Raw genomic sequence first — 26,097 nt, forward strand, 5'->3', positions numbered from 1 at the left:
AAGGTCGCGCAGCCTTTGCGCCCTGAACGTGGCGCTGGGACGAGAGTCCGGTGACGTTTCAATGAAGTTTGCCTGGCAGACGGTTGCGCCGCCGCCGGTTTCCCGGCGACGGCGCGGCTTTCGGCAGGCGCTTGGGGTGGGCTAACCCTCGTGCGCGCGCTGCAAAAGATAACCCTGAACCTCGCTGGCCGGGGCGGCGGGGGTCGCGTCCATGTCCTTGGGCACGGTCCAGCCCGGAGCCACCCCGCTCATGTCGGGCAGCTCATGCGCGATGCCCTTGTGGCAATCGATGCAGGTGCGCTGGCCGGTCAGCAGATACTGGCTGTGGATATTGGCGGCGCGCGGCGCCTGTTTCGACAGGTCCATGGCGACCGCCGTGTGGCAGTTGCGGCATTCCAGACTGTCATTGGCCTTCAGCCGCGCCCATTCATGCTGGGCCAGCTCGATCCGCTTTTCCAGAAACTTCTGGCGGGTGTTGACCGTGCCGAATATCTTGCCCCAGACCTCTTTGCTGGCCTGCATCTTGCGCGCGATCTTATGCGTCCATTCATGCGGCACATGGCAGTCCGGGCATGACGCCCGCACCCCCGAGCGGTTCGAGAAATGGACCGTATGCGACAGTTCTTCATAGACGTTATCGCGCATCTCATGACACGAGGTGCAGAATTTTTCGGTGTTGGTCAGCTCCAGCGCGGTGTTGAACGCGCCCCAGAACATGACCCCGCCGATGAACCCGCCCAGCGTCAGGAAACCCAGTCCCAGCGTTCCCGCCGGAGTCCAGAGCACGCGCCAGAACCATTTGAACGGAGCGAGGATCCAGTGCAGCATGTCACTGATCCCCCGCCGTTTCCGTGCCCATATCCGCCATGTCGGTAAAGGTGTTCTTCACCAGCGCCTCGGTATCCGCCTGCGGCACATGGCATTGCGTGCAGAAATAACGTCGGGGCGAGACATCGGCCAGCATCTGCCCCTCGCGGGTCATGAAATGCGTGATCGAGATCATCGGCGCGCCCGTCCCCAGCGAGTTTTCCCGCTTGTGGCAGGACAGGCAGCGGTTGGCATTGACCGATAGCTGATAGCCCTCGATCGAATGCGGAATGATCGGCGGCTGTTCGGGATAGGCGCGCATCTGGCGCACGTCATCGGTGACATAGCGTTCCAGCGGCGCGGCGGGGATCGGCTCCATCGGCTGGGGCGTGGGGCCTGTCAGTTCGGGCGGGTCCTGTGGAAGGCCCTGCGCCAGGGTCAGGCTGGCGGCGCAGCAGGCAAGGACAATCATGGCAGTCCGGATCGCGTTCATCACACGGCCTCAATCTTGACGGCACATTTCTTGAAATCGGTCTGCTTCGAGATCGGATCGGTCGCGTCCAGCGTCACCTTGTTGATCAGCTGGCTGGCATCGAACCACGGGACAAAGATCACCCCCTTGGGCATTCGGTTGCGGCCGCGGATTTCCACCCGCGAACGGATCTCGCCGCGCCGCGAGATCACCCGCACCTCCATGCCCTGATTCAACCCCCGCTCACGCGCGTCGGTGGCGTTCATGAAGACCTTGGCACCGGGAAAGGCCTTGTACAGTTCCGGCACGCGCATGGTCATCGAACCGGAATGCCAGTGTTCCAGCACGCGCCCGGTGACCAGCCAGAAGTTGAACTCGTCATCCGGGCTTTCCGCGGGCGGTTCATAGGGAACGCCGATGATCAGCGCCTTGCCGTCGGGATAGCCATAGAACTGCACGCCCCGACCTTTTTCGACAAAGGGATCGTAGCCTTCGCGGAAGCGCCAGCGGGTTTCCTTGCCGTCCACCACCGGCCAGCGCAGACCCCGGATCTCGTCGCTTTGATACATGTCATAGGGGGCAAGGTCGTGGCCATGGCCGCGGCCAAAGCTGGCATATTCCTCGAACAGGCCCTTCTGGATGTAGAAACCGAATTCCTGCGCCTCGGGGTTGGCATAATCCTCGCGGATTTCGGTCAGGGGAAACTTGTCGACCTGACCATTGGCATAGGCGACCTCAAAGATGGTCTTGCCCTTGTATTCGGGATTGGCCTCCAGCAGTTCCGCGGGCCAGACCTCATCGGTGGTGAAGCGTTTCGAGAACTCGACCAGTTGCCACAGATCGGATTTCGCGTCGCCCGGCGCGTCGACCAATTGGTGCCAGGCATGGGTGCGACGTTCGGCATTGCCATAGACGCCCTCTTTTTCCACCCACATGGCGGCGGGCAGGATGATGTCGGCAGCCATCGCCGTCACCGTCGGATAGGCGTCCGAGACCACGATCAGGTTGTCGGGATTGCGATACCCCGGATAAGCCTCGTTCGAGCTGTTCGCACTGGCCTGCAGGTTGTTGTTCACCATGATCCAGTAGAAGTTCAGCACCCCGTCATGCAGCATCCGGTCCTGCTGCACGGCGTGGAAACCGGGCTTCGTGTTCAGAAGCCCATGAGGAACCTTCCACAACTCCTCGGCATGTTTGACATGTTCGGGATTGGTCACCACCATGTCGGCGGGCAGGCGGTGGGCGAATGTCCCCACCTCTCGCGCCGTGCCGCAGGCCGAGGGCTGGCCGGTCAGCGAGAAGGGCGAATTGCCCGGTTCCGAGATTTTCCCGGTCAGCAGGTGGATGTTGTAGACCATCTGGTTGGCCCAGACGCCGCGCACATGCTGGTTGAAGCCCATGGTCCACAAGGACATGACCTTGCGGTTCGGATCGGCGTAAAGCTCGGCCAGTTCCTTGAGGAAGCCCGGTTCGACCCCTGAAAGCTTGCTGACGTAATCCAGCGTGTAGGTTGAGACCAGCGCCTTGTAGGCCTCGAAATCCGAGGGGTCCATCTTGCCCGCATCGGCCGCACCGGTGGCCTTCACCTCCAGCGGATTGTCGGGGCGCAGGCCATAGCCGATATCGGTCTGGCCCTTCACGAACTTGGTGTATTTGTCGACGAAGTCCTGGTTCACCGCACCGGATTCGATGATGTGATTGGCGATGTAGTTCAGGATCGCCAGATCGGTCCCCGGCTTGAACACGATCGGAATGTCGGCCAGATCCATCGAGCGATGGGTAAAGGTCGACAGCACCGCGCATTTCACCCCCGGCGTGCCCAGCCGACGGTCGGCCAGCCGCGTCCACAGGATCGGGTGCATTTCCGCCATGTTCGAGCCCCACAGCACGAAGGCGTCGGCATGTTCGAAATCGTCATAGCAACCCATCGGCTCATCGATGCCAAAGGTGCGCATGAAGGCCGTGGCCGCCGAGGCCATGCAGTGGCGCGCATTCGGATCAAGGTTGTTCGAGCGCAGCCCGACCCGCATCAGCTTGGTCGCGGCATAGCCCTCCAGCACGGTCCATTGCCCCGAGCCGAACATGCCGACCCCCTCCGGCCCCTTGGCCTTGAGCACCTCCTTGACCTTGGCGGCCATGACGTCGAAGGCCTCGTCCCAGCTGACCGGCTCGAACTCGCCTTCCTTGTCGAAGACGCCATTGGTCTTGCGCATCAACGGCGTGGTCAGGCGGTCCTCGCCATACATGATCTTGGACAGGAAGTAGCCTTTGACGCAGTTCAGGCCGCGGTTCACTTCGGCCTGCATGTCGCCATGGGTGGCGACGACCTTTCCTTCCTTGACGCCGACCATCACCCCGCAGCCGGTGCCGCAGAAACGGCAGGGCGCCTTGGACCACTTGATCTGCAATGCCTCGACCCCGCCCGGAACGGGCTGGGCCAGAACCGCAGCGGGAAGCCCGGCGGCCGTCGCCGCGAGCGCCGCGGCATGGGCCTTCAGAAGGTTACGTCTGGTCTGGTCGACACTCATCTTAGCTACCCCGCATTCTCTGCGTGCTCGAACACCATGTTGGCGCCAAGGACACCGTCTATCAGATTGATCTGCGTCAGTTTTTCGCCAAGTTCGCCGCTGCTGCGGCCTTCGATCGTGACCACGATCCGGCGATCGTCGCGGCCATGCACCTCGACATTGTCGTGGCGGGAAATCTGTTCCAGCACAGATTGCATCGCTTCCGGGACGACGCTGATCACGGCAGAGGACACATGCCATTCCTCATTCTGCATCGGCCATGTTCCTTTCGATGATGCCAATTGCCCCGTTCGGACAGGGCGCAATGCAGGCGCCACAGCCCGTGCAGGCGGCGGTGTCGATTTCGGGCAGAAAGGGGCCGCCGATGCGCGGCCGCATCGAGATCGCGTCCTCGGGGCAGGTGTCGCGGCAGGTCATGCAGCTGATCCCGGCATGCGTAAGGCAATCGCCGGAAATCGCGACCAGATGGCCCATGATCCGGGTTTCGCCAAAGACCGGCTCGGGGCAGGCGCGCGCGCATTCGCCGCAAAAAGTGCATTCGTCGCACGGCAGCAGGATCACCCGATCCTGCGCGATGGACAGGATCTGCTGCGGACAGGCGCGGACGCAATCGCCACAGCCGGTGCAGGCGTCAAGCGACACCGCCCCGGGCGGGCGCGGTTCAAAAGGCGCGGGAAGCGGGCGGCCCCTCAGAAGCTGGCGGCGCGATATGCTGGCACTGGCTGGCATATCGGGTCAGTGCCCGACTGTCGGCGGTCCGGGTGGGCCTGTGAATATCTGGTAAATCCAGACGATGAAGCCATAGGCTCCGACAAAGGCAATCGAAAGAATCGGCCAGATGGCCAATGCAAGCAAAAGGAAAATCGCAAGTTCCCTGAACCGTTGGCCGGGGGCGATGGGCCTTTCCTGCGTATCGTAGCGAGCGTCGGGCAACTGTATTCCCCCATGCAAGGCAAACGGGCAAGCTGTCGAAGTGCTGACTGAACAGGAAAAGCCTAACATGAGAAAACCACCCTCGAAAGAGAGCAGTTTTCACAATTAGATCGCTGATTGAATTGGTGTTGCAATCAATCCAACGGCGAGCGGACGGCTGATCATCCCCCGCCGTTGGATTGGGTATTTCATGCGCGATCAGCCGCGGCGCGCGGCCTCGATCGCGGCCACGTCGATCTTGCCCATCGTCATCATCGCGGCAAAGGCGCGGCTGGCCTCTTCGCCGCCCGCAGCCATGGCCTCGGTCAGCACGCGGGGGGTGATCTGCCATGACAGGCCCCATTTGTCCTTGCACCAGCCGCATTCGCTTTCCTGCCCGCCATTGCCGACGATGGCATTCCAGTAGCGGTCGGTTTCCTCCTGATCCTCGGTCTCGATCTGGAACGAGAAGGCCTCGGAGTGATGAAAATAGCTGCCGCCATTCAGCCCAAGACAGGGAATGCCCGCCACGGTGAACTCAACGGTCAGGACATCGCCCTTCTTGCCCGAGGGATAGTCGCCGGGCGCGCGATGCACCGCAGTCACCCGGCTGTCGGGGAAAACCCCGGCATAGAAATTTGCGGCCTCTTCGGCATCCTTGTCGTACCACAGGCAGATCGTGTTCTTGGCCATTGCATGAACCTTTCCTTTGGGGTGGGGCCGTGATCCCTGCGGGAATGCAAGGCCCCGGCCCGCGTCAGATCAACGCCAGATCGGCTGTCTCGATCTGCTGATCGGCATCGTCGCGTTTGGCTGCCGCCGCGCCCTCGCGCAGCGTCGAGGAAACGCTGGCCACCTCGACGATCTGGTAGGATGTGGCCAGCAGGTCGTCAAAGGCGTGGCTCAGTGCCGAATCCGCGTTTCCAAGCAATTCATCGGTCACTTCGGGGTTCGAACTGTTCAGGTCCACCAGCGCCGCGCGAAGCGAGGCCAGCAGGTCATTGGGTATTTCCGCCATGGTCTTCTTTCGTTTTTGGCCCGCCAACGCCCGGCAGGCGCAAATCGTTTCATCGCAATGACCGAAAAGCGTTAATTCTTTATGAACGTTCCGTTATTCGCCACGTCATTGCAGGCGCTTGACCAACCCACTCATTTCCACTATTCCTGAATTATGGAAATGAATCACGCCCTCGACTCGCTTTCGGCCCTTGCCCATGAAGGGCGGCTTCAGGTCTTTCGCCTGCTGGTCCGCGCCGGACCCGAAGGCATGGCGGCGGGCGAGATCGCCACGGCGCTTCAGTTCCGCGCCAATACGCTGTCGAACCACTTGAACATCCTTGCCGCGTCCGGGCTGGTCCGCGCGCTGCGCGAGGGCCGTTCGATCCGCTATTTCGCTGAGATGCAGACGATGCGCGGGCTGCTGGGCTTCCTGATGGAGGATTGCTGCGGCGGTAATGCCGCGCTGTGCCAGCCCCTGCTTGACCAGATCGCCTGCGACTGCACCTGACCCGAGGACATGATGACCGACATGACCGATGACGCCCCGGCACGACTGGGGACATTTGAACGCGGCCTGACCCTGTGGGTGGCGCTGGCGATGGGGACGGGGATCGCGCTTGGCGCGGCCGCTCCGGGGATGATCCATGCCATTGCCGGGGCCGAGGTCGCCAGCGTCAATCTGGTCGTCGCGGTGCTGATCTGGGCCATGGTCTATCCGATGATGGTCAATGTCGATTTCGGCGCGGTGGCCGGTGTGGCGCGCCAGCCGCGCGGGCTGGTGATCACGCTGGTCATCAATTGGCTGATCAAGCCCTTCACCATGGCGGCGCTGGCGGTTCTGTTCTTTGACCATGTCTTTGCCCCATGGATCGCACCCGAGGACGCGCAGCAATATATTGCCGGGCTGATCCTGCTGGGGGCTGCGCCCTGTACGGCCATGGTCTTTGTCTGGTCGCAACTGGTGCGGGGGGACGCGACCTATACGCTGGTGCAGGTCTCGGTCAATGATCTGGTCATGGTGGTGGCCTTTGCCCCCATCGTCGCGCTGCTGCTGGGCGTGACCGAGATCGCCGTGCCGTGGTCCACGCTGGTCATCGCCACGCTGCTTTACGTGGTGCTGCCGCTGGCCGCAGGCTGGCTGACGCGGCGCTGGCTGGGCACGCCCAAGGCGATCGCGGCTTTTTCCGCGCGGATCAAGCCGATATCGATGATCGGCCTGATCGCCACGGTCGCCATCCTGTTTGCGCTGCAGGGACAGGTGATCCTTGACCGCCCCTTCATCATCGCCCTGATCGCGTTGCCGATCCTGATCCAGAGCTATGCGATCTTTGCCATCGCCTATGCCGCAGCCTATGCCCTGCGCGTCCCGCATCGCATCGCCGCGCCCTGCGCCATGATCGGCACCTCGAATTTCTTCGAACTGGCCGTGGCCGTGGCGATCAGCCTGTTCGGGCTGCATTCAGGCGCGGCCCTGGCCACCGTGGTCGGCGTGCTGGTCGAGGTTCCGGTGATGCTGTCGCTGGTCGCCTTTGCCAACCGCACCCGCAACCGTTTCGCCTGAGGAGCCCGCGATGATCGTCATTCACCACAACCCCGACTGCGGCACGTCCAGAAACGTGCTACAGATCATCCGCGCCTCGGGGTCTGATCCCGTCATCATCGACTACCTGTCCGAGGGCTGGACCCGGCCGCAACTGCTGGCGCTGTTCGCGGCCTGCGACCTGACCCCGCGTCAGGCGCTGCGGACCTCAAAATCCCCCGCCGCCGAACTGGGTCTGCTGGACGAAGGCGTCAGCGACGAAACGATCCTTGCGGCCATGTTGGCCCGTCCGGTGCTGGTCAACCGGCCCATCGTCGCCTCGCCCAAGGGCACCCGCCTGTGCCGCCCGTCCGAAACGGTGCTGCCCTTGCTGGACCGCCTGCCTCCCGGTCCGCTGTTCAAGGAAGACGGCCAGATGATCCTGAATGAAAAGGGCGAGATCCTTGACTGACCTTCCCAATATCCAGCCCGCCTGCTTCGCCCCCAGCGAACCCGCGCAACTGTTCCCGACCGAACGCAGCAGCCATGCGCCGCGCATCCTGCTGCTTTACGGCTCGCTGCGCGAACGCAGCTTTTCGCGGCTATCAGCCGAGGAAGCGGCGCGCATTTTGCAAGCTTTGGGTGCCGAGACGCGCTTCTTCGACCCGCATGGCCTGCCCATGGTCGATGAGGCAACCGCCGATCACCCCAAGGTCGCGGAACTGCGCGATCTGGTCGGCTGGTGCGAGGGCATGGTCTGGTCCTCTCCGGAACGGCACGGGGCAATGTCGGGGGTGATGAAGACCCAGATCGACTGGATTCCGCTGTCACTGGGCGGCGTGCGACCGACGCAGGGCAAGACGCTGGCGGTGATGCAAGTCTGTGGTGGCAGCCAAAGCTTCAACACCGTCAACCAGCTGCGCATTCTGGGTCGCTGGATGCGGCTGCTGACCATCCCCAACCAATCCTCGGTCGCAAAAGCATGGGACGAGTTCGACGAGGCCGGGCGGATGAAGCCCTCGCCCTATTACGACCGGATCGTCGACGTGATGGAGGAACTGGTCCGCTTCACCCTGCTGACCCGCGACATCCGCGATCATCTGGTCGACCGCTATTCCGAGCGCGTCGAAAGCCATGCAGAACTGTCGCGCCGGGTGAACCAGAAGCAGGCCGTCTGACGGCGCGCCGCGTCAGGGCTTACCCGACAGATCCGGTTGACGTCTGGACTTGCGGGCCAGAAAATCGACAAAGGCCTTGACCCGCAAGGCGATCAGCCGGTTGTCGGGATAGACCGCATGCAGCGGCACCTCGCCCGCGCGCCAATCCGTCAGCACGGCCTCAAGCCGCCCGGCGCGCAATTCGTCGCCCACGACAAAGGCGGGCAATTGGCAGACGCCCGCGCCGTTCAGCGCCGCGATCATCAACGCGCTGCCGTCATTCAACTCCAGCCGGGGCAGGATCGGGACGGCAACCTGTTCATCCCCGCGGGTCATGGTCCAGACCCGCCCCCGCCGCAGGGGCGCGAAATGCAGCAGATCGTGCCCGACCAGATCGCCGGGCAGGATGGGCCGCCCGCGCCGCGCCAGATAATCGGGCGTGGCGCAGGTCATCAGCGGTGACGCCCCCAACGCCCGCGTCACAAGGTTTGGCCCGACCGCGATCGTGCCCCGGATCGCCAGATCGAAACGGCCCTCGATCAGGTTGCGCTCATCATTCGACAGGTCCAGCTCGATCCGCATGCCGGGATGGGCGGACAGGAACTCGGCAGTCCATGGGATCAGGAAACGCTGGCAGAAATCCGGCGGTGCAGTCAGGCGCAACCGGCCTTCGGGGGCGGTATGCTCGGCGCGGGCGGCGCGTTCGGCCAGATCGACGCGCTGGCCCAGATCGGACAGGTGATCGCGGTAAACCTGCCCCGCCGGGGTCAACCGCACCAGCCGGGTCGAGCGATGGAACAGCCGCACGCCCAGACGCCGCTCAAGGTCCGCGACCTGCGCGCTGACCGTGGCCCGCGACAGACCCAGCCCTTCGGCGGCCGCGGTGAAGCTTTCATGCGCGGCCACGGCAAGGAAAGCGGCGATGCCGTAAAGCGGATCGACGGTCTTCATTCGTCAAACCATCTGGACAGTGCAGCGGGATCCGGCCGCTTTATCGGCCAGCGTGGCCCAGATTATAGCGGTCGCATCCGAAAACAATCGTCTTGATGGAGAACCGAATGACCAGCTTTGAGCAGGCCGCCATTTCCCCCGCAGGCGAAGGGAAACTGGCAAGGGGCTTTGGCCCGCATCTGATCCGCATCCCGTCCGAGGCCACTGGCGGCCGCCTTGGCGTCTTTGAATCCTGCATCCCTGCCGGAGAGGGCCCACCGATGCATGTCCATGAACGCGAGGATGAATTCTTTCGCGTGCTCGACGGCTGCTTCGCCTTCTGGTGCAACGGCACGCGGGTCGAGCTTGAGGCCGGCGGACTGATCGTCGTCCCGCGCGGCGCGGTGCATCGCTTCCAGAATATCGGCGACAGCGCCGGGCGGGTGATGACCATCGTGACGCCCGGCGGCTTCGAGGGCTTTTTCGGCGCGGTCGAGGTCGAAGACCCGCAGACGCCGCAGGCCATCGACAGCCTTGCCGCGCGGTTCAACCTGCGCTTCGTTCCGGCGCTGGCGGCGGCAGTGGCCTGACAGCCTAGCGCGCGAATTTCGCCATGTCGCAGGACAGCGCGCGGGTCAGGTCGTCCGGGGCCAGCACGATCTGCAACCCGCGCCTGCCGCCGTTGACATAGATGGTGGCGTGGGCCTGCGACGATTGCTCCAGCAGGGCCGTGACCTGCTTGCGCTGGCCCAGCGGGCTGATCCCGCCGACCTTGTAGCCGGTCATCCGTTCCGCCACGTCGGGCTTCATCATCCGTGCCGATTTTCCACCGCAGACGGCAGCCAACGCCTTCATGTCAACCTCGGCATCCGAGGGCAGGATGGCGCAGATGGGCTTGCCATCGACCTCGGCCATCAGGGTCTTGAACACCCGATCCGGCGTGACCTGCATGGCCTCGGCGGCCTGCAGGCCGACACGTTCGCCGCCGGGGTCGTAATCATATTCGACCAGTTCAAAGGCGATCCCGGCCTTGCTCAGGACCAGCGTTGCGGGGGTGCCGCGGGCCATGCTTCTTCTCCTGCCTGCGCCGGAAATGTCCGGCCGGGCGGCAATGAAGCATGGCCCGCGTCCCGATGCCAGAGCCCGCTATTGCGGAATCCGCTCATCATAGGTGTGGCGCAGGGCGGACCAGCCCGCCCAGAAGCTGGACGCCGTATCGCCCGAGGCCTCGGCCACCAGCAGATCCAGATGCACGTGCCACCCGGCGCTGACACCGACCTTGGTCGAGCGCTCGGTCAGGCCGGTATGGGTCAGGGTCAGCAGCACCCGCCCATCCTTGGGCTGCAGTTCAAAGGTGACGTCGCCCTCGCCCCAACCGATCACCAGCCGGTGCGGCGGATCGGCGGCGATGACCCGGCTTTGCAACCGATGCTCCTCAGGGAAGTTCTCGGGTCGCGGATCGCCGGGGCGGCTCAGATCGTCGTTGCGCCAGACCAGCTCCAGCGGCGATCCGGGGGTCAGCTCCATATCGCCCGAGGCCAGCCATTTGCGACGCTTGTCGCTGTCGGTCAGGTAGGACCAGATCCTTTCGATCGGTCCGGGCAGCCAGCGCCGGATCACAAGCGTCGTGGGATTGACGAGGGTGCCGAAACGATCGGCCAATTCCAGATCTTTCATCGGTCGTCTCCGTGGCTTGGGTTGGGGTTGTCTTTGTCCTTGCGCTGCTGCGCGTCCTCTTCGGCCAAAAGCCGTTCGAGCACGTCAAGGCGCGAGGTCCAGAACCGCTCATAGAAGGCCAGTTCGTCATGGGCGCGCTTCAGCGGCGCGGCTTCCAGATGGCAGATATGGGTCCGCCAGCGGATCTCGCGCCGGATCAGCCCGGCCTTTTCCAGCACCTTGATATGCTTTGAGGCCGCAGCCAGCGACATGTCATGCGGCGCGGCCAGCTCGGTCACGCTGCGCTCGCCATCGGCAAGGTCGTGCAGCATCTGCCTGCGGGTCTCGTCGCTCAGCGCGTGAAAGATGGTGTCCATGGGGTGCGATTCTTGTTCAACCATATTGTTAAATTATACCCGGCCGCATCGTCAGTCAACAATTTGGTTAAATGAAATGCGGCGTGCTGCCGCTGGACAGACCCTTGGCGCTGGGGCATCAGCGGGCAAGAATTCACTGCTGCCGGAGTGGGCATGATCCTTTTCGAAGACGGGCCGGGGGAACGCGCCGCATTGTTTCGCGATCCGCGCCATCTGGTCGTCGCCTGGACCGCTGACGAGGTGCTGCCCGCGCTGCGCGAGATCGAGGCGGCACGGGCGCAAGGTGCATGGGTCGCGGGCTGGATCGGCTATGAGGCCGGGCTGGCGCTGGAGCCCCGTCTGCACCCCCTGATGCGCCTGCCGGAAAATGAACCTTTGCTGGCCTTTGGCATCCACGACGGCCCGCAACCTGCGGACGGGTTTCTGGACGCCGCCGCCCAGCAGGCCGATCAGGCGCGGCTGGCCGATCTGATGCCGCTGATGGATGAGTCCGGCTATCACGCGCGCTTCCGGCGGTTGGCCGATTACATCGCTCAGGGCGATTGCTATCAGGTGAATCTGACCTTCCCGCTGGAAACCCGGCTGGAAACTGGCACCGGGCTTGGGCTTTACGCGGCCTTGCGGCAGCGCCAGCCGGTCGGGCACGGTGCCTATGCCGATATGGGCGTGGGACCGGTGATCATCTCGCGTTCGCCCGAGTTGTTCTTTCGTCTTGATGCGGATGGCGTGATCGAGACCCGCCCGATGAAGGGCACCGCCCCCCGCGACCCCGACCCCATCCGCGACCGCGCCTTGGCGCAGGAGCTGCAGGACAGCGACAAGACCCGGGCCGAGAATCTGATGATCGTCGATCTGCTGCGCAATGACATTGCCCGCATCGCGCAGGTCGGCTCGGTCAAGGTGCCGGAATTGTTCCGCGTCGATGCGTTGGAGACCGTGCATCAGATGATCTCGCGGGTGGTCGGGCGGCTGGACGGACCAGCGCGGCTGGACCGGCTGATGCAGGCGCTGTTCCCCTGCGGCTCGATCACCGGCGCGCCCAAGATCCGCGCCATGCAGATCATCGCGGAACTGGAGCCCTTCCCGCGCGGTGTCTATTGCGGGGCGATGGGGTGGATGGGGCCGGATGGCAGCGCCTCGTTCAATGTCGCGATCCGCACCTTGCGGCTGTTCCCGGACGGTCGCGTGTTGATGAATGTCGGCGGCGGCGTGGTGCAGGATTCCACCGCCACCGGAGAATGGGAGGAAGCCCTGTGGAAAACCCGTTTCACGGATCTGGGCCGGACCTGAAGCTGATCGAGACGCTGCTATGGGACGGCAGCGACCTGATCCGCCTGCCCCGTCATCTGGCGCGACTGTCGCAATCCGCCGCGCGGCTGGGCTGGCCCTGTGATCCTGTCGCTGCCGAGACCGCCTTGCAGCAAGCAGCGCCCATGGGACCGACACGAATGCGGCTGACGCTGGACTCCTCAGGCACAGTCGAGGTGACGACGGGCGCGCTGGCCCCGACCCCGCCCCTGTGGCGGGTGGCACTGGCGGATGCGCGGATCGCCTCGGATGATCCGTGGCTTTCGGTCAAATCGACCCATCGCGCGCTTTACGATCAAAGCCGCGCCGCCCTGCCGCCGGGCATTGATGAGCTGATCTTCCTCAATGAGCGCGATCAGATCTGCGAGGGCACGATCACCAATATCTTCTACGATCTGGGCGACGGGCTGTGCACTCCGCCCTTGACCTGCGGCCTGCTGCCCGGCGTGCTGCGCGGCGAAATGCTGGCGCTTGGGCAATGCCGCGAACGGGTCCTGCACCTGTCGGAACTGCCCCGCGCCCGGATCTGGATGGGCAATTCGCTGCGCGGCCTGATCCCGGCTGAACTGACTTGATCCACGCCTTCAAAGTAGGTATACCGATCTACCTACACCGAGGAGCGCCATGGACGAGCCCGCGAAACATCCCCCCGAAAGCGCGCGCGACAGGCTGCTGCGCGCTGCTGCCATTCTGTTTTACAACAACGGCATCGGCGGCACCGGGATCGACGCCATTGTCGAACGGGCCGGAGTGGCCAAGAAAAGCCTGTATAACAACTTCGCCTCCAAGGCCGATCTGGTCAGCCAGTATCTTGAGGCGCGGCATCAGGAATGGCTGGACCTGTATCACGCGCGGATGAAGGGTGCGGTCACGCCTCGGGACCGGCTGCTGGCGGTGTTCGACGCCTATCGCGATCATGCCGAATACGCCTATGAGCGCGGCTTTCGTGGCTGCGGCCTGCTGAACGCCGCCGCCGAACTGACTGCGGGCGATGCGGGCCGCGATGCCGTCCGCCGCCACAAGGAAGAGGTCGAAACGCTGCTGCTGGCCCCGCTGACGGAATTGCTGCCGCAGGACCCCATCCGTGCGGCCCATCTGGCCCGGCAGCTTAGCTTTCTGCTGGAAGGCGCGATGGCGCGGGCGGGTCTGGAAGGGACCAGCGCCCGCATGATCGAGGCACGCGACATGGCCACCGACCTGCTGGAGACGCTGTGAACATGGGCTCAAGGGATTACGCGCTTGGCATCGCGGCGGTGCTGTTCGCCTCGGTGGTCTGGGGCACGACGGGGACGGCCGCGACCTTTGCCCCCGATGTGGGGGCTGCCGCCATCGGCGCGGCGGCGATGGGGCTGGGCGGGATTGCGCAGGCGCTGTTCGCCGGGCGCAGCATCGCCGCCAGCCTGCCCGGCCTGCTGACCCATTGGCGCAAGCTGGTGCTGGGCGGCATCGCGGTCGCGATCTATCCGCTGGCCTTCTACGGCTCGATGCGGTTGGCGGGCGTGACGATCGGAACGGTGGTGACGATCGGCTCGGCCCCGCTGTTTTCGGCGATGATCGAATATGTTCTTGACCGGCAACGGCTATCGCCGCGCTGGCTGATCGGGGCGGGGATCGGACTGCTGGGGATCGTGCTGCTTTGCGCGGCCAAGGGCGCCGCCCATCCCGGCGCAACTGGCGGCGACATGGCGCTGCCGGGGATCGGGCTGGGACTGATCGGTGGGCTGACCTATGCGCTGTATTCGTGGACCGCGCGCGGGGTGATGCTGCGCGGCATCCGGTCGAAGGTCGCAATGGGCGCGACGTTTGGCATTGGCGGGCTGCTGCTGATGCCGGTGCTGATCGCGACGGGCGGACCGTTCCTGCAATCATGGAACAATGCCGCCGTCGGGATCTACATGGCATTGGTGCCGATGTTTCTGGGCTATCTGGCCTTTGGCTACGGGCTGGCCCGCATCCCGGCCAGCACCGCCACGACCGTCACCCTGACCGAGCCGGTGGTGGCCGCGGTCTTTGCCATCCTGATCGTCGGCGAAAGGCTGAGCGCGATGGGATGGCTGGGCGTCACCCTGATCGTGTCCTGCCTGATCGTCATCACCGTGCCCTTGCGGATGCCTGTCCGGGCCGCACAAAGGGCCTGATCAGACCAACTCGCGCCGGGCTGTCGCCAGCACGGCGCGGGTCAGCCCGGCCAGCCGGTCGGCAGCCAAGCGACTGACCTGCCAGTAAAGCGGCCGGTCAAATGTGGCACCGGGCAGCAGCTCGACCAGACGCCCGGCGACCAGATGGTCGCGGGCCAGTTGCGCCGGATTCATTGCCCAGCCGATCCCCGCGACGCAGGCATCGACAAAGCTTTGCGTCGAGGGCAGCCAATGCGTCGGGTGGGCCAGATCATGGCCGAAATTCCGTTTGATCCAAAGACGTTGCAGGTCATCCTTATGGTCGAATGTCAGGCTGGGCGCCTGCGTCAGCGCCGCGACCGTCACCCCATCCGGGAAATGCCGCCGCATGTATTCCGGGCTGGCCGTCGCGTGATAGCGCAGGCTGCCCAAAGGCGTGACCCGGCAACCCTGCACCGGCTTTTCGACCGAGGTCACCGCCGCAAAGACCCGGCCCCGCCGCAGCCAGTCGGCGGTGTTCTCCTCATCGTCGATGGCAATGTTCATCAGATAGTCGCTGGTTCTGGTGAACTCGGCCACCGCATCCAGAAACCAGGTGCCAACGCTGTCGGAGTTGGCGGCAATCGCCAGCGTCACCCGCTGCGCGGGCGCGGCCAGTTCCGGCAGTTGCTGCATCAGCTCTTGTTCCAGCATGCCGACCCGGTCCATGTGGCGACACAGCCACGCGCCCTTTTCTGTGGCAATGCAGGGCTGGCCGCGCTCGATCAGCACCGTGCCCAACCGTTCCTCAAGATGCTTCACCCGCTGCGAGATGGCCGAGGGCGTCACCCCCAGCATTGCCGCCGCCCGCTCAAAGCTGCCGCTTTGCACCACAGCCGCCACGGCCCGAAGCGCGGGATAATCCATCATTAGATTTCCTGAATTCTGGTTAGGGGAATTAATTTGCCTAAATTAGCGCCCCATCCTAGGTCCGGCAATGCATTCAGTGGAGCGTGGCATGGCATTTTCAGTCTTTTTGACCGGCATAATGATGAGTCTTGGTCTGATCGTCGCCATCGGGGCGCAAAACGCCTTTGTGCTGCGTCAGGGGCTGAAGGGTCAGCATGTGCTGCCGGTGGTGCTGGCCTGCGCGGTCTCGGATGCGGTGCTGATCACGCTGGGGATCACCAGCTTTGGCCGTATCTCGGGCTGGCTGCCGTGGCTGGAGCCCGCCATGCGCTTGCTGGGGGCGGCTTTCCTGTTCTGGTACGGGGCGAAAAGCCTGCGCGCGGCGCTGCGTTCCAACGACGCGCTGGCCACAGATCCCGGTCAGACCATGGATGATCTGACCGGAACCTTACTGGCCTGTCTGGCCATCACCTGGCTGAACCCCCATGTCTATCTGGACACGGTGGTGCTGCTGGGCACGATTTCCGGGCAGTTCACAGGCGCGCGCGGCTCATTCGCCATCGGTGCGATCCTAGGATCGTTCCTGTTCTTCTTTGCCCTGGGCTTCGGAGCAACGCGACTGCGCCCGATCTTTGCCCGCCCCGCCGCGTGGCGCATCCTTGAGGCGGTGATCGCCGTCATGATGTGGTCGATCGCGGCGCGGCTGCTGATGGGGGGCTAAGCCCCCCACGCATTACGCCTTGAGCAGCTTGGCGATTTCCTCGCCCACGGCGGAGGCGGATTGCGGGTTCTGGCCGGTGACCAGACGCCCATCGACCGCGACCGTCTCGGTCCAGTCCGGGCCGGGCTGCATCTGCGCGCCCAGTTCCGCCAATCGCGAGGACAGCAGGAACGGCACGACATCCTGCAGACCGACTGCCACCTCCTCGGCATCGGTAAAGGCCGCGACCTTGCGCCCGGCAACCAGCGGCTTGCCATCGGCAAGCGTCACATTGGTCAGCGCCGCCGGACCGTGGCAAACCGCGCCGACAACGCCACCCTGCTCCCAGATCGCGCGGGATTTTTCGTTGACCGCCGCCGAGACCGGGAAATCCCAGACCGCGCCATGCCCTCCGGCAAAGAAGATCGCCGAATAATCGGCGGGGTTCACATCCGCCAGCTTCGGGCTGCCTGCGATACGGGCGCGGAAATCCGGGTCGTTCCAGTAGCGCGCATTGGTTGCGTCCTCCAGATCGAACCCGTCCACCGGCGGCTCACCGCCCTTGATCGAGGCAAAGGCCACCGGCAGCCCCTCGCGGTCGAACACCGCCAGCGGATGGGTGACTTCGGACAGGAAATAGCCGGTCGGCTGGCCGGTATCGCCTTTTTGCGAATGCGAGGTCATGACGATGAGGATCGGTTTCATGGGACTCTCCTGCTTGGTTTGATGGGTCAACACGTCAGGCTCAGGCCTGTTCCAGCCATGTCGGCCAGTCGGTATAGGCGCGGGCATCGCCGCCATAGAAGCTGGCCGGGTCGGGACGCACGATCGGCCAGCCGTGACGCATCCGCTCGACCAGATCGGGGTTCGAGGTGAAGGCCGCGCCAAACCCGGCCATGTCGATCAGCCCCTCGGCCAGCATCGCATCGGATTTCCGGCGATCCATGCCCCCGGCAAGGATCAGCACGCCCTGATAGGCCGCGCGGAACTTCTGCAAGAAGCCCTCGGGCATGGCCGGTGCCCCGCGCGAGGACTGGTCCATGATATGCACGAACGCCACGCCGCGTTCCGACAGGGCACGAGCCAACGCAAGGAAGGTTTCTTCCTCGCCTTCGAAATCACCCAGATCGTGCAGGCGACCGAAGGGCGACAGGCGGATGCCGACATGCTCGACCCCGATCCGCGCAATGCAGGCATCGACCGCTTCCAGCACGAAGCGGATGCGGTTTTCGACGCTTTGCGAGCCATAGCGGTCGGTCCGGTCATTCACCGCACCGTTCAGGAATTGCTCGACCAGATAACCATTTGCGCCGTGAATCTCGATCCCGTCGAAGCCCGCGCGGATGGCATTTTCGGCGGCGTGAGCGAAATCCTCGACCACGCGGGGAATCTCATCGGTTTCCAGCGCCCGCGGGGTCGAGGCCGGGACGAAGCCCGCCGACCCGTCAGGCAGGTAGCCAAAGGCCGAGCAATTCGCCGCCGGACGCCCGGTGGCGCTGATGGGCGCTGTCCCGCCCGGTTGCAGGGACACATGACTCATCCGCCCGACATGCCAGATCTGGGTAAAGATAGCCGCGCCCTGATCATGGACGGCCTGCGTCACCGGCTGCCAAGCGGCGACCTGATCCTCGGACCACAGGCCGGGACAATCGACAAAGCCGGAACCCTCGGGCGAGATCACCGTCCCCTCGGTCACGATCAGGCCAGCATTGGCGCGCTGCGCGTAATAGCGGGCCATCTCGGTCGTGGGCAGGTTTCCGGGCGCGCGGGCCCGCGTCATCGGCGCCATGACGGCGCGGTTTTTCAGCCGCAGCGGGCCGATCTGGATGCTGTCGAACAGGTTGGTCATGGGGAACTCTCAGTTATAGGCGCCAGCAGAATAGGTCAGCTCATAGCTGTGGGAATACAGCTCAAAGACGATGCCGAAGGGGTCCTCGACATAGACCATCCGGTAGGGTTTCTTGCCGGGGAAATAGGAACGAACCGGCATCCTGGCCTTGCCGCCTGCCGCAATGATGCGGGCCAGCAGGCCTTCGACATCCGGGTCCTGAATGGCGAAATGGAACAAGCCGGTCTGACGGAAGGGCAGGTTGTCGGCCGGCGGGTGGTTGCCGGGAAACTCGAACAACTCGATGCCGATCCGGTCGCCGGTCGCCATATGGGCGATACGGAACCTGTCCCAGCCGGGGCCGAAGACATCATTGCACATCACGCCGATATCGGTGTCGTCCTGCACGATCTCGGTCGGCGGCATGATGACATAGAAGCCCATCACGTCGCGATAGAACTCGACCGCGCGGTCCAGGTCCGGGACCGACAGGCCGATATGGGAAAACGTGCGGGGCGTGGTCATGGGTCTCTCCTGTAAGCTGAGCCTGAAATGGGCTTGGCATCCCCGATTGTGAAATTATCATTTACTTGGATGATGATTACGTTTCGGAATGGTGATGCTGAACGCGCAATGGCTGGAGACATTCGTGACCCTGTGCCGGGTGGGCCATTTCACCCGTGCCGCCGAGCGGCTGAACATGACCCAGCCCGGCGTCTCGCAGCATCTGCGCAAGCTGGAACAACAGGTCGGTCAGGCGTTGATCGCGCGTCAGGGCAAAAGCTTCACCCCTACCCCGGCGGGCGAGGCCGTGCTGGCCCTAGGCCTGCGCCGCCGAGAGGAAGAACGCGCCCTGCGGCAGGACTTGCTGCAGGACGATCCCGATCTGGGAGAGAGCTCGCTGGCTTGCTCGGGCAGCATTGCCCTGCTGCTTTACCCGCACTTCCTTGATCTGATGGAACGCGCGCCGGGGCTGGTCATCCGGCTGGAGGCCACGCCGCAGGGCCGCGTCCCCGAAGGGCTGCTGTCAGGCAGCTTCGATCTGGGCATCACCGATCACGCGCCCGGCCATCCTCGTCTGGACGGCGAACGGCTGGGCACGGATGAGCTGTGCCTGATCCTGCCGGGCGGTGCTGCCCCGCAAGTCAGCTTTGCCGATCTTCAGGAACGCGGCTTCATCGCCCATCCCGATGGCTATGCCCATGCCGAGGAATTGCTGTCTCTGAACTTCCCGCAGGACTTCCGGGGGATCGAGGGGCTGCGCCTGCGCAGCTTCATCAACCAGATCGGCCAGATCCCCGAACCGGTGGCGCGGGGCATGGGCTATACGATCCTGCCCCGCAGCGGCATCGACACCTCGGCGCTGCGCGACCGGCTGACGGTGGCGCGGCTGGATCACCCGGTGCGGCACGAATTATGGCTGGTTCAACGCAAGGGAAGGGTGCTGCCCGCAAGGATGACACGCATCCGCGCATTGGTGGCGCAGGTCGTGGGGCGGCTTTAGGCCGTGGCGATTTTTAGGGGGAAGCGGCTTTTCTGTCCCGGAAAAGCAAAACGGCCCCGCCTGCGTGGGGCCGTAAAGGTTCGGCCGTAGCCAGCCGAACCAGATCTTGTCGCGATAGGCTTAGGCCAGAACCAGGTTCCGGGCCGATTGACGGCCATCGCGGCCCGATTCGATGTCGAACGAAACGGCTTGGCCGTCGTTCAGGTGCTGGATGCCAGCGCGCTCAAGAGCCGAGATGTGGACGAAAACGTCCTTGCCGCCATCTTCAGGGGCGATGAAGCCGAAGCCTTTGGTTGCGTTGAACCATTTCACGGTGCCGTTGGCCATGGAGAGATCTCCTTAAGTTTAGTGTCGCCCACGACATGCGGCGACCCGGCTCAGTCAGATCGAAACGCAGGCTGAAGCCGAACGGTCACAGGATGCAGACAGAAATAACATAGCAGGCAAAGGTATGAAGGCAGCCCCGCAAAAAGGCAACCCCGGTTCAACCCCGACGGGCAGATCGACGATGATTATGGCCAATTTGCCGCAGAATCCCGCCTGCTTAGATGGACATTCCCCCGGCGCGGTGCTTGAATCGGGTCGGGCGCAATGGCCGTGGCCGCACAGCGCCCATGGAGGAGCAGTCATGATCCGCGCTCTTTGTCTTGCCCTTGGGCTAAGCTTGGCCGGGTCGCCGCTTTGGGCCGAGGTGGTGGTGAACTACGCCGCACTGGCCAATTCGCATGACCCGGACCTGCGCACCGAAAGCGATCGCCGCACGGTTGCGGCGGAACTGGACCGACGCATCCAGCGACTGGGCGAACGCTACCTGAAACCGGGCGAGGTCCTGCATATCCAGATCACCCGTCTGGATCTGGCCGGTCAATATGAGCAATGGCGTACCGGCTGGCAGGATGTCCGCATCCTGCGCGACATCACCCCGCCGCGCATCCATCTGCACTATACCCTGTTCCAGAACGGCAAGCCGATCCGGCAGGGCACGGCGCAATTGTCCGATATCAACTATCTGTCCGACCTCCGCGCCCGAGGCGATGACGAACGCCTCATCCATGAAAAGCTGCTGCTGGACGACTGGTTCAGGAAAACTTTTCGTCCCTGATCAACACGTTCGGCTCACGGTTGAACAATTATGGGTAAAAACCCGCCTATCTTGCAACGGGGCATGGCCAACCGGTCGCTCGACGTTTAAGCAGCGCCGCGCAACGCAAGCGAACAATTGGCAGAAACCATGCAACTAGATAGCGAAACGCGCTCGGACCTTCTGGAAACGATCAAGGCGGCGGCGGCGTCCCTGACCGATCTGGACACGGCGCTGCATTCGATGGATCTGGTCAATCTGCAGGGCAAGGTCGCGGCGCTCATGGCCAGCGAGATCGTCCTGCTGCGCCAGATTGCTGCGCGTTTCTATGGCGTCGAACTGCCCGACGATCCGGTCCGCATCTCGGAAGAGATCGGCAATATCCCCGCCTGAGGGCGATTGCCGACAGGTCGGGCGGCGCGATACTGCGCCTCGATCTCCAGCAGGCGCTGCTTGCGCCACAGCCCACCACCATAGCCGGTCAGCGACCCATCCGCACCGATGACGCGATGGCAAGGCACCATCAGCGCGATCTGGTTCGCCCCATTGGCGCGGGCCACGGCGCGGGTGGCCGAGGGCCTGCCGATGGCCTCGGCAAGCTGGGCATAGCTGCGGGTTTCGCCTGCGGGAATGCGACGCAATTCAGCCCAGACCTCGCGGCTGAAGGCGCTGCCGGGTTGGTGGATCGGGGTCTCAAAACGTGGCAGGCGACCGTCAAAGAATGCCTGCAATTCGGATCTGGCCTGTTCGGTGATCCGGTTGCGACCGATGCCGATGCCGCCGGGGGTCGTCTCACTCAGTTTCTGCAATTCGGTCGGCAGGGCCTTGCGTTCGATGAATTCCAGCAGATGCAGATGGGTCTGGCTGCAAACCGCAACCATGTCGCCCAGCGGCGTCGCGATCCAGTCCGCCACAAGAAGCCCGCCTTGCGTCAGATCGGCGGGTGCGCAACCAAGGATGCGGGCAAAGGCCGCGCGGAAGGCGCTGGGGGAATCGAAGCCCGCATCCTGCTGCGCGGCAATGACGCGGCCCGTATCCACAAGCGTCTCGAAGCCTTCGCGCAACCGCCTCTGCCGTGCCATGTCCAGAAATGTCATCGCGAAATGCCGTTTGAAGCTGCGGCGCACGGTGGACAGGTCATAGCCCATCCGTTCCAGATCGCGTTCCGACCAGCGCCGCTGCGGGTCATCGTCCAGCAGACGCAGCAGCGCCGCGATGGTCGGATCGGCATTGGCGGCGGCCTGCAAGGGATGGCAGCGTTTGCAGGGCCGGAACCCGGCCTCGATGCAGGCGCCGATCGTGGCGTGGAAACTGCAATTCTCGGGCAGAGGCTTGCGCGCCGGACAGGTCAGGCGGCAGAAAACCCCGGTCGAGGCGACGCAAACATAGGCCTGCCCGTCGTAACGGGCATCACGGGCCAGCAGCGCCTGATAAAGAGTGTCATGGTCAGGAAGGTCAAACAGCATGCCCCCCTTCTAGCATCACCCCGCGGGGCCGGCGGTCGGAAATCGGGCGTCTATTGCAGATTTTCTGCCGGGCTCAGTTGATCATCACCATGGCCAGAAATGGCCCGCCCTCAAGGAACATCTGGCTGAAGCGGCCAAAGCTTTCCGGCGTCACCATCGGCGCGTCGGTCAGGAAGTCGGTAACCGCCCATCCCTGAATGGCCCCGTCCAGCGGCAAAGGCACCGGATCTTGCAACCATTTTGCCAGATCCAGCCCGACCGGCGCGCGCCAGAAGGGGATGGATTTCCGGCCCATCAGCACCGCCTCGGCATCGTCCAGCACCGAAAGCCATGCCGGGCCGGTTCCCGGCGGAAAGACCAGCCCGGTGGCCGAAACCTGCCGGTCATTCGGAATCCATTCGCCGGCATTGTCGGTCTCGGCTTCCGTCAGTTTCCAGAACAGGCGGTTCTGCTGGACCGTGCCCAGCCAGTGATCCCTTGCCGCCCGCGTCCGTGCCGGATCGGGTTGGTGGCGCAGCATGTCCAGCACAGCCGCGACCGGCTCTAACATGGCGTCGAACGAACCCAGCGCGGATTCTGACCCTGGCGCGCGATGGCTGTCGATCGCCTTGCGGGCATCCCAGACTTTTTGCAGGCTGGGGGTCGGGTCAAAGGCCAGAACCAGCTCGGCCATGCCCGCGACCAGATGGCCATAGGCCGAAAGCCAGGCCGCATCGGCATTGTCGAAACGGATGACGGGCAGATCGGCCAAGGGCAAGGGCTGGCCGCTTTGGTCAAAGGCCGGTTCGCGGAAATAGGCCACGCCGTTCAGCAGATCGCCTGCGCCTTCCCAAGCCGCCCGTTTGCCGTCTCCGTCCACATCGAACCACAGATCCGACAGCGACAGCGCCACGCCGAATTCCGGCCCCTCGGCCAGCCCCTGCAGGGGCACCTGCAACCGCTCCATCGCGGCAAGGGTGGCGGCGGTCTGCTGGGCCAGCGCCTCGGGCGGAAAGGGCGTAACCCGCGCATCCGTCGGCAGATCCGCCCCCATGCCGAACATCATTCCCCATTCGGTGCCGACCTGATGCGCCATCCGCCATTGATAGGCGGCCTCGACCGCGGCCAGAAACTCCAGCCCGGCAGTGGCAAAGCGCTCATCCGGGCTGGGGGCGGACAGCGCCTGCAAGCGTTCAAGAACCGGAGAAATGCCGTCTTTCGCGATCTCGGCCGAAATCGGCGAAGGAGCCAGCAGGGCGGCATCCTGCGCGACACCCGCCGCAGGGACCAGAGCAAGGCAAAGCATCATCGCGCGCATGGCAACCTCGTATCAGGACCTTCGCCCCTGATCCTAGCCGGGTCTCATCCCGCAGACGAGCCCGCAACCGCTCGGCGATCAATTCCCTTGCCAGACTCTGCGCCAAGACCGAAGCTGCCGGGAACTTCGGACTTTCTCGATACTGGCCCCGCCACAGTGAGGAACGATGATCAAGCCAGCATTCCTTTCGCTCATGCTATTGCCGATGGCCGCATTGGCCGATCCGGTTCCGGTGACCACCGATAATTTCATCCGCGCGGAATCCGATCTGTTCATCGGCAATGCCGCCAAGCTTGGCGGAGTCGGCAAGTGGCACCATACCCGCGAACCCAGTCCGCTGGACAACCAGACCGTCATCCGCCTGAACCGGGACACGCTGTATTCATCCCTTGTGCTGGACCTTGATGCAGGTCCGGCCAGACTGACCGTTCCCGACGCGGGCGATCGCTTCATCTCGGCCCAGGTCGTCAATGAGGATCACTATGTCCCCTTCGTCTGGTACGAACCCGGCACCTATGACCTGACGCAACAGAATGTCGGCACGCGCTATGCGGTGCTGGCGGTGCGCACGCTGGTCAATCCGAACGACCCCGAGGATCTGAAGGCCGTCCATGCCCTGCAGGACCAGTTGCAGGTCGAACAGGCCGCGCCCGGCGCGTTTACCGTGCCGGAATGGGACCCGGAAAGTCAGGGTCAGGTCCGCCAGCACCTGAATGCGCTGGCGGCAATGCTGCCTGACACGCGCGGCATGTTCGGCACCAAGGATCAGGTCGATCCGGTGCGCCATCTGCTGGGCTCTGCCTATGCCTGGGGTGGCAACCCGGAAAAGGACGCGCTGTATCTGAACTTCGTGCCGGAAAGGAATGACGGGCAGACTGTCTACAAGCTGCTGGTCAAGGACGTTCCGGTCGATGGGTTCTGGTCGGTCTCGGTCTATGACAAGAACGGCTATTACCAGCCCAATGACCTGAACGCCTATTCCTTCAACAATGTCACCGCGAAAAAGGCCGATGACGGCAGCGTGGCGATCCAGTTCGGCGGCTGCGCGGCGGATATTCCGAACTGCCTGCCGATCACCGAGGGCTGGAACTACATGGTGCGGCTATATCGCCCGCAAGCCGCGATCCTTGACGGAAGCTGGACCTTTCCCATGGCCGAGGTGACGAAATGAATCGCCGTGAATTGCTGCAATCGGCGGCCCTGATTGCCGTCCTCCCGATGCTGGGTCATGCCCAGACCGCGCCTGCCGGTGACGTGGCCACGACCGCGCATGACGCCTATATCCACCTGTTCCCGATGGTGGAAAACTATCTGTCGATCTATCAATGGATGCTCGACCCCTCGGGCAGCCAGTACAAGGGACCGCCCAACGCCGTCCATAACGAGGCCCGCGTCTATACCCCTGCCGATACCGGGGTGGTGACACCGAATTCGGACACGCCCTATTCCTACCTGATGATGGATCTGCGCGCCGAGCCTTTGGTGCTGACCCTGCCGCAGATCGAACCGGGGCGCTATTACTCGGCCCAGTTGATCGACCTTTACACCGACAACGTGGACTATCTGGGCACGCGCGTGGATGGGAATGACGGCGGAGATTTCCTGATCGCCGGACCCGACTGGAAGGGCGACCCGCCCAAGGGGGTCAAGCGGGTGATCCAAATGCCCACGCATCTTGCGCTGGCCTTCTTTCGCACGCAGCTGATGGGTCCGGACGACATGCCACGCGTGCAGGAAATCCAGAAAGGCTATCTGGCCGAGCCTTTGTCCAGCTTCACCGGAGCCGCCGCGCCGCCTGCCGCCCCGGCCATAGAATGGCCCAGGATCAGCCGGGAAACCGCGCAGCCGGATTTCTGGAAATACGCGAATTTCCTGCTGCAATTCGCCCCGCCTTTGCCGTGGGAAAACGACCTGCGCGCCCGTTTCGCTACCATCGGCATAGCCCCCGGCGCACCATGGCCGCCCGAGGGGATGACGCCGGAAACGCTGGCCGCCATCACCACTGCCGCCGATGCGGCCAAGGCCGAGCTTGAGGACCGCGCGCATAAGCTGACGTCATCGGCCGGGATGTTCGGCACCCCCGAGGAACTGCGCGGCAAGGATGTCGAACGCGCCGTCGCAGCATTGGCCGGGCTATACGGCAATTCGACCGCCGAGGCGCTTTACCCCAATTTTCCGCTGGATGCGCAGGGTAACCCTCTGGACGGGTCGAAATCGAACTATCGCCTGACTTTCACCAAGGACGCCATGCCCCCGGTCGATGCCTTCTGGTCGGTGACCATGTATGACGGCAAGACCCGGTTTCTGGTCGACAACCCGCTGAACCGCTACCTGATCAACTCGCCCATGCTGCCCGGTCTCAAGACCGCTCAGGATGGCAGCCTGACCCTGTATCTGCAGCATGAAAGCCCCGGCCCGGATCTGGAAACGAACTGGCTGCCCGCGCCGGATGGGCCGATGAACGTGGTCATGCGGCTTTATCTGCCCAAGCCCGCCGCCATCGACGGCAGTTGGAAGCAGCCGCCGCTGGAACCCGTGCCGAAATAGCGGC

The 26,097-nt window shown here is 64.0% G+C and carries 34 protein-coding genes; 15 read left to right on the forward strand and 19 right to left on the reverse strand.

Features of this window, described 5'->3' with window-relative positions:
- Window positions 1-141 precede the first annotated feature (141 nt).
- The 8 genes from IB235_RS16750 to IB235_RS16785 form a co-directional block, all read right to left on the reverse strand.
- On the reverse strand, window positions 142-828 hold the full coding sequence (locus IB235_RS16750) for a NapC/NirT family cytochrome c (protein ID WP_155040699.1): 687 nt from the start codon (window positions 826-828) through the stop codon (window positions 142-144).
- 1 nt (window position 829) lies between these two features.
- Window positions 830-1,300, reverse strand: a complete 471-nt coding sequence (locus IB235_RS16755) for a nitrate reductase cytochrome c-type subunit (protein ID WP_225612413.1) — start codon at window positions 1,298-1,300, stop codon at window positions 830-832.
- Window positions 1,300-3,807: a periplasmic nitrate reductase subunit alpha gene (napA, locus tag IB235_RS16760; RefSeq protein ID WP_192337659.1), complete on the reverse strand. Its 2,508-nt coding sequence runs from the start codon at window positions 3,805-3,807 to the stop codon at window positions 1,300-1,302. Before napA ends, IB235_RS16755 begins: the two co-directional genes overlap by 1 nt.
- Before the next feature lie 5 nt (window positions 3,808-3,812).
- Complete coding sequence (locus tag IB235_RS16765; protein ID WP_192337660.1) at window positions 3,813-4,061, reverse strand: chaperone NapD; 249 nt, start codon at window positions 4,059-4,061, stop codon at window positions 3,813-3,815.
- The gene (locus IB235_RS16770; RefSeq protein WP_370576919.1) at window positions 4,051-4,449 is read right to left on the reverse strand and encodes a ferredoxin-type protein NapF; all 399 of its coding nucleotides are present in this window, start codon (window positions 4,447-4,449) and stop codon (window positions 4,051-4,053) included. The genes IB235_RS16765 and IB235_RS16770 overlap by 11 nt, the downstream gene beginning before the upstream one ends.
- Window positions 4,450-4,542: 93 nt before the next feature.
- Complete coding sequence (gene napE, locus IB235_RS16775; RefSeq protein ID WP_192337662.1) at window positions 4,543-4,809, reverse strand: periplasmic nitrate reductase, NapE protein; 267 nt, start codon at window positions 4,807-4,809, stop codon at window positions 4,543-4,545.
- Window positions 4,810-4,938: 129 nt separating this feature from the next.
- The gene (locus IB235_RS16780) at window positions 4,939-5,412 is read right to left on the reverse strand and encodes a VOC family protein (protein WP_192337663.1); all 474 of its coding nucleotides are present in this window, start codon (window positions 5,410-5,412) and stop codon (window positions 4,939-4,941) included.
- A 64-nt stretch (window positions 5,413-5,476) separates the two neighbouring features.
- On the reverse strand, window positions 5,477-5,737 hold the full coding sequence (locus IB235_RS16785) for a hypothetical protein (RefSeq protein WP_192337664.1): 261 nt from the start codon (window positions 5,735-5,737) through the stop codon (window positions 5,477-5,479).
- Window positions 5,738-5,890: 153 nt separating this feature from the next.
- On the opposite strand from IB235_RS16785, the gene IB235_RS16790 reads away from it, so the two are divergent.
- From IB235_RS16790 to arsH, 4 genes are read left to right on the forward strand one after another with little or no spacing between them, the layout of a single operon-like run.
- Entirely contained in the window at window positions 5,891-6,226 is a 336-nt protein-coding gene (locus IB235_RS16790) for a helix-turn-helix transcriptional regulator (protein WP_155040706.1), read from the forward strand.
- 12 nt (window positions 6,227-6,238) lie between these two features.
- Entirely contained in the window at window positions 6,239-7,279 is a 1,041-nt protein-coding gene (gene arsB / locus IB235_RS16795) for an ACR3 family arsenite efflux transporter (RefSeq protein WP_304612857.1), read from the forward strand.
- A gap of 10 nt (window positions 7,280-7,289) precedes the next feature.
- On the forward strand, window positions 7,290-7,709 hold the full coding sequence (locus tag IB235_RS16800) for an arsenate reductase family protein (RefSeq protein WP_192337665.1): 420 nt from the start codon (window positions 7,290-7,292) through the stop codon (window positions 7,707-7,709).
- The gene (gene arsH, locus IB235_RS16805; protein ID WP_192337666.1) at window positions 7,684-8,415 is read left to right on the forward strand and encodes an arsenical resistance protein ArsH; all 732 of its coding nucleotides are present in this window, start codon (window positions 7,684-7,686) and stop codon (window positions 8,413-8,415) included. The genes IB235_RS16800 and arsH overlap by 26 nt, the downstream gene beginning before the upstream one ends.
- A gap of 12 nt (window positions 8,416-8,427) precedes the next feature.
- On the opposite strand, the gene IB235_RS16810 is transcribed toward arsH, so the two are convergent.
- On the reverse strand, window positions 8,428-9,345 hold the full coding sequence (locus IB235_RS16810) for a LysR family transcriptional regulator (protein WP_192337667.1): 918 nt from the start codon (window positions 9,343-9,345) through the stop codon (window positions 8,428-8,430).
- 107 nt (window positions 9,346-9,452) lie between these two features.
- On the opposite strand from IB235_RS16810, the gene IB235_RS16815 reads away from it, so the two are divergent.
- Window positions 9,453-9,914 (forward strand): cupin domain-containing protein, encoded by a 462-nt coding sequence (locus IB235_RS16815; RefSeq protein WP_155040711.1) that lies wholly within the window; start codon window positions 9,453-9,455, stop codon window positions 9,912-9,914.
- A 4-nt stretch (window positions 9,915-9,918) separates the two neighbouring features.
- Here the strand turns inward: IB235_RS16815 and ybaK are convergent, their stop codons facing one another.
- From ybaK to IB235_RS16830, 3 genes are all read right to left on the reverse strand, one after another.
- Complete coding sequence (ybaK, locus tag IB235_RS16820) at window positions 9,919-10,392, reverse strand: Cys-tRNA(Pro) deacylase (RefSeq protein ID WP_192337668.1); 474 nt, start codon at window positions 10,390-10,392, stop codon at window positions 9,919-9,921.
- Between the two features lie 78 nt (window positions 10,393-10,470).
- Window positions 10,471-11,001 (reverse strand): SRPBCC family protein, encoded by a 531-nt coding sequence (locus IB235_RS16825; RefSeq protein ID WP_192337669.1) that lies wholly within the window; start codon window positions 10,999-11,001, stop codon window positions 10,471-10,473.
- Window positions 10,998-11,357, reverse strand: coding sequence for a helix-turn-helix transcriptional regulator (locus IB235_RS16830; RefSeq protein WP_211595128.1), 360 nt, complete (start codon window positions 11,355-11,357; stop codon window positions 10,998-11,000). The genes IB235_RS16825 and IB235_RS16830 overlap by 4 nt, the downstream gene beginning before the upstream one ends.
- A 153-nt stretch (window positions 11,358-11,510) precedes the next feature.
- Here IB235_RS16830 and IB235_RS16835 point away from each other — a divergent pair, with 153 nt between their 5' ends.
- From IB235_RS16835 to IB235_RS16850, 4 genes are read left to right on the forward strand one after another with little or no spacing between them, the layout of a single operon-like run.
- Entirely contained in the window at window positions 11,511-12,647 is a 1,137-nt protein-coding gene (locus tag IB235_RS16835; protein ID WP_192337670.1) for an aminodeoxychorismate synthase component I, read from the forward strand.
- Window positions 12,596-13,240: an aminotransferase class IV family protein gene (locus tag IB235_RS16840; protein ID WP_192337671.1), complete on the forward strand. Its 645-nt coding sequence runs from the start codon at window positions 12,596-12,598 to the stop codon at window positions 13,238-13,240. Before IB235_RS16835 ends, IB235_RS16840 begins: the two co-directional genes overlap by 52 nt.
- A gap of 49 nt (window positions 13,241-13,289) precedes the next feature.
- Window positions 13,290-13,880 (forward strand): TetR/AcrR family transcriptional regulator, encoded by a 591-nt coding sequence (locus IB235_RS16845; RefSeq protein ID WP_192337672.1) that lies wholly within the window; start codon window positions 13,290-13,292, stop codon window positions 13,878-13,880.
- A 2-nt stretch (window positions 13,881-13,882) separates the two neighbouring features.
- Entirely contained in the window at window positions 13,883-14,803 is a 921-nt protein-coding gene (locus tag IB235_RS16850) for a DMT family transporter (protein WP_155040796.1), read from the forward strand.
- Here IB235_RS16850 and IB235_RS16855 read toward each other — a convergent pair whose 3' ends face one another.
- Complete coding sequence (locus IB235_RS16855) at window positions 14,804-15,691, reverse strand: LysR family transcriptional regulator ArgP (RefSeq protein ID WP_192337673.1); 888 nt, start codon at window positions 15,689-15,691, stop codon at window positions 14,804-14,806.
- 121 nt (window positions 15,692-15,812) lie between these two features.
- Here IB235_RS16855 and IB235_RS16860 point away from each other — a divergent pair, with 121 nt between their 5' ends.
- Window positions 15,813-16,391, forward strand: coding sequence for a LysE/ArgO family amino acid transporter (locus IB235_RS16860; protein ID WP_225612414.1), 579 nt, complete (start codon window positions 15,813-15,815; stop codon window positions 16,389-16,391).
- A gap of 12 nt (window positions 16,392-16,403) precedes the next feature.
- Here the strand turns inward: IB235_RS16860 and IB235_RS16865 are convergent, their stop codons facing one another.
- Genes IB235_RS16865 through IB235_RS16875 form a run of 3 tightly spaced genes read right to left on the reverse strand, consistent with a single transcriptional unit; the run spans window position 16,404 to window position 18,723 of the window.
- Window positions 16,404-17,075 (reverse strand): type 1 glutamine amidotransferase domain-containing protein, encoded by a 672-nt coding sequence (locus IB235_RS16865; RefSeq protein WP_192337675.1) that lies wholly within the window; start codon window positions 17,073-17,075, stop codon window positions 16,404-16,406.
- Between the two features lie 40 nt (window positions 17,076-17,115).
- Window positions 17,116-18,219, reverse strand: coding sequence for an alkene reductase (locus tag IB235_RS16870; protein WP_192337676.1), 1,104 nt, complete (start codon window positions 18,217-18,219; stop codon window positions 17,116-17,118).
- A gap of 9 nt (window positions 18,220-18,228) precedes the next feature.
- Window positions 18,229-18,723, reverse strand: a complete 495-nt coding sequence (locus IB235_RS16875) for a lactoylglutathione lyase family protein (protein WP_155040722.1) — start codon at window positions 18,721-18,723, stop codon at window positions 18,229-18,231.
- 94 nt (window positions 18,724-18,817) lie between these two features.
- Here IB235_RS16875 and IB235_RS16880 point away from each other — a divergent pair, with 94 nt between their 5' ends.
- Complete coding sequence (locus tag IB235_RS16880) at window positions 18,818-19,702, forward strand: LysR family transcriptional regulator (protein WP_192337677.1); 885 nt, start codon at window positions 18,818-18,820, stop codon at window positions 19,700-19,702.
- A 120-nt stretch (window positions 19,703-19,822) separates the two neighbouring features.
- On the opposite strand, the gene IB235_RS16885 is transcribed toward IB235_RS16880, so the two are convergent.
- Window positions 19,823-20,029, reverse strand: coding sequence for a cold-shock protein (locus IB235_RS16885; RefSeq protein WP_155040724.1), 207 nt, complete (start codon window positions 20,027-20,029; stop codon window positions 19,823-19,825).
- Between the two features lie 301 nt (window positions 20,030-20,330).
- On the opposite strand from IB235_RS16885, the gene IB235_RS16890 reads away from it, so the two are divergent.
- Both IB235_RS16890 and IB235_RS16895 read left to right on the forward strand, forming a co-directional pair.
- Entirely contained in the window at window positions 20,331-20,804 is a 474-nt protein-coding gene (locus IB235_RS16890; protein ID WP_192337678.1) for a DUF3016 domain-containing protein, read from the forward strand.
- A 129-nt stretch (window positions 20,805-20,933) separates the two neighbouring features.
- Window positions 20,934-21,176, forward strand: a complete 243-nt coding sequence (locus IB235_RS16895) for a hypothetical protein (protein ID WP_155040726.1) — start codon at window positions 20,934-20,936, stop codon at window positions 21,174-21,176.
- Here the strand turns inward: IB235_RS16895 and IB235_RS16900 are convergent.
- Together IB235_RS16900 and IB235_RS16905 are read right to left on the reverse strand one after the other, a co-directional pair.
- Window positions 21,110-22,249 carry a bifunctional transcriptional activator/DNA repair enzyme AdaA gene (locus tag IB235_RS16900; RefSeq protein ID WP_192337679.1) on the reverse strand — a complete coding sequence of 380 codons (1,140 nt, stop codon included), beginning with the start codon at window positions 22,247-22,249 and terminating at the stop codon, window positions 21,110-21,112. The genes IB235_RS16895 and IB235_RS16900 overlap by 67 nt on opposite strands.
- Window positions 22,250-22,322: 73 nt before the next feature.
- Window positions 22,323-23,546 carry a hypothetical protein gene (locus tag IB235_RS16905; RefSeq protein WP_192337680.1) on the reverse strand — a complete coding sequence of 408 codons (1,224 nt, stop codon included), beginning with the start codon at window positions 23,544-23,546 and terminating at the stop codon, window positions 22,323-22,325.
- A gap of 166 nt (window positions 23,547-23,712) precedes the next feature.
- Here IB235_RS16905 and IB235_RS16910 point away from each other — a divergent pair, with 166 nt between their 5' ends.
- The gene (locus IB235_RS16910; protein WP_192337681.1) at window positions 23,713-24,717 is read left to right on the forward strand and encodes a DUF1254 domain-containing protein; all 1,005 of its coding nucleotides are present in this window, start codon (window positions 23,713-23,715) and stop codon (window positions 24,715-24,717) included.
- Window positions 24,714-26,093, forward strand: coding sequence for a DUF1254 domain-containing protein (locus IB235_RS16915; RefSeq protein ID WP_192337682.1), 1,380 nt, complete (start codon window positions 24,714-24,716; stop codon window positions 26,091-26,093). The genes IB235_RS16910 and IB235_RS16915 overlap by 4 nt, the downstream gene beginning before the upstream one ends.
- The last annotated feature ends 4 nt before the right edge of the window (window positions 26,094-26,097 follow it).

This window comes from Paracoccus sp. PAR01, from assembly GCF_014851995.1.
Taxonomy (GTDB): domain Bacteria; phylum Pseudomonadota; class Alphaproteobacteria; order Rhodobacterales; family Rhodobacteraceae; genus Paracoccus; species Paracoccus litorisediminis.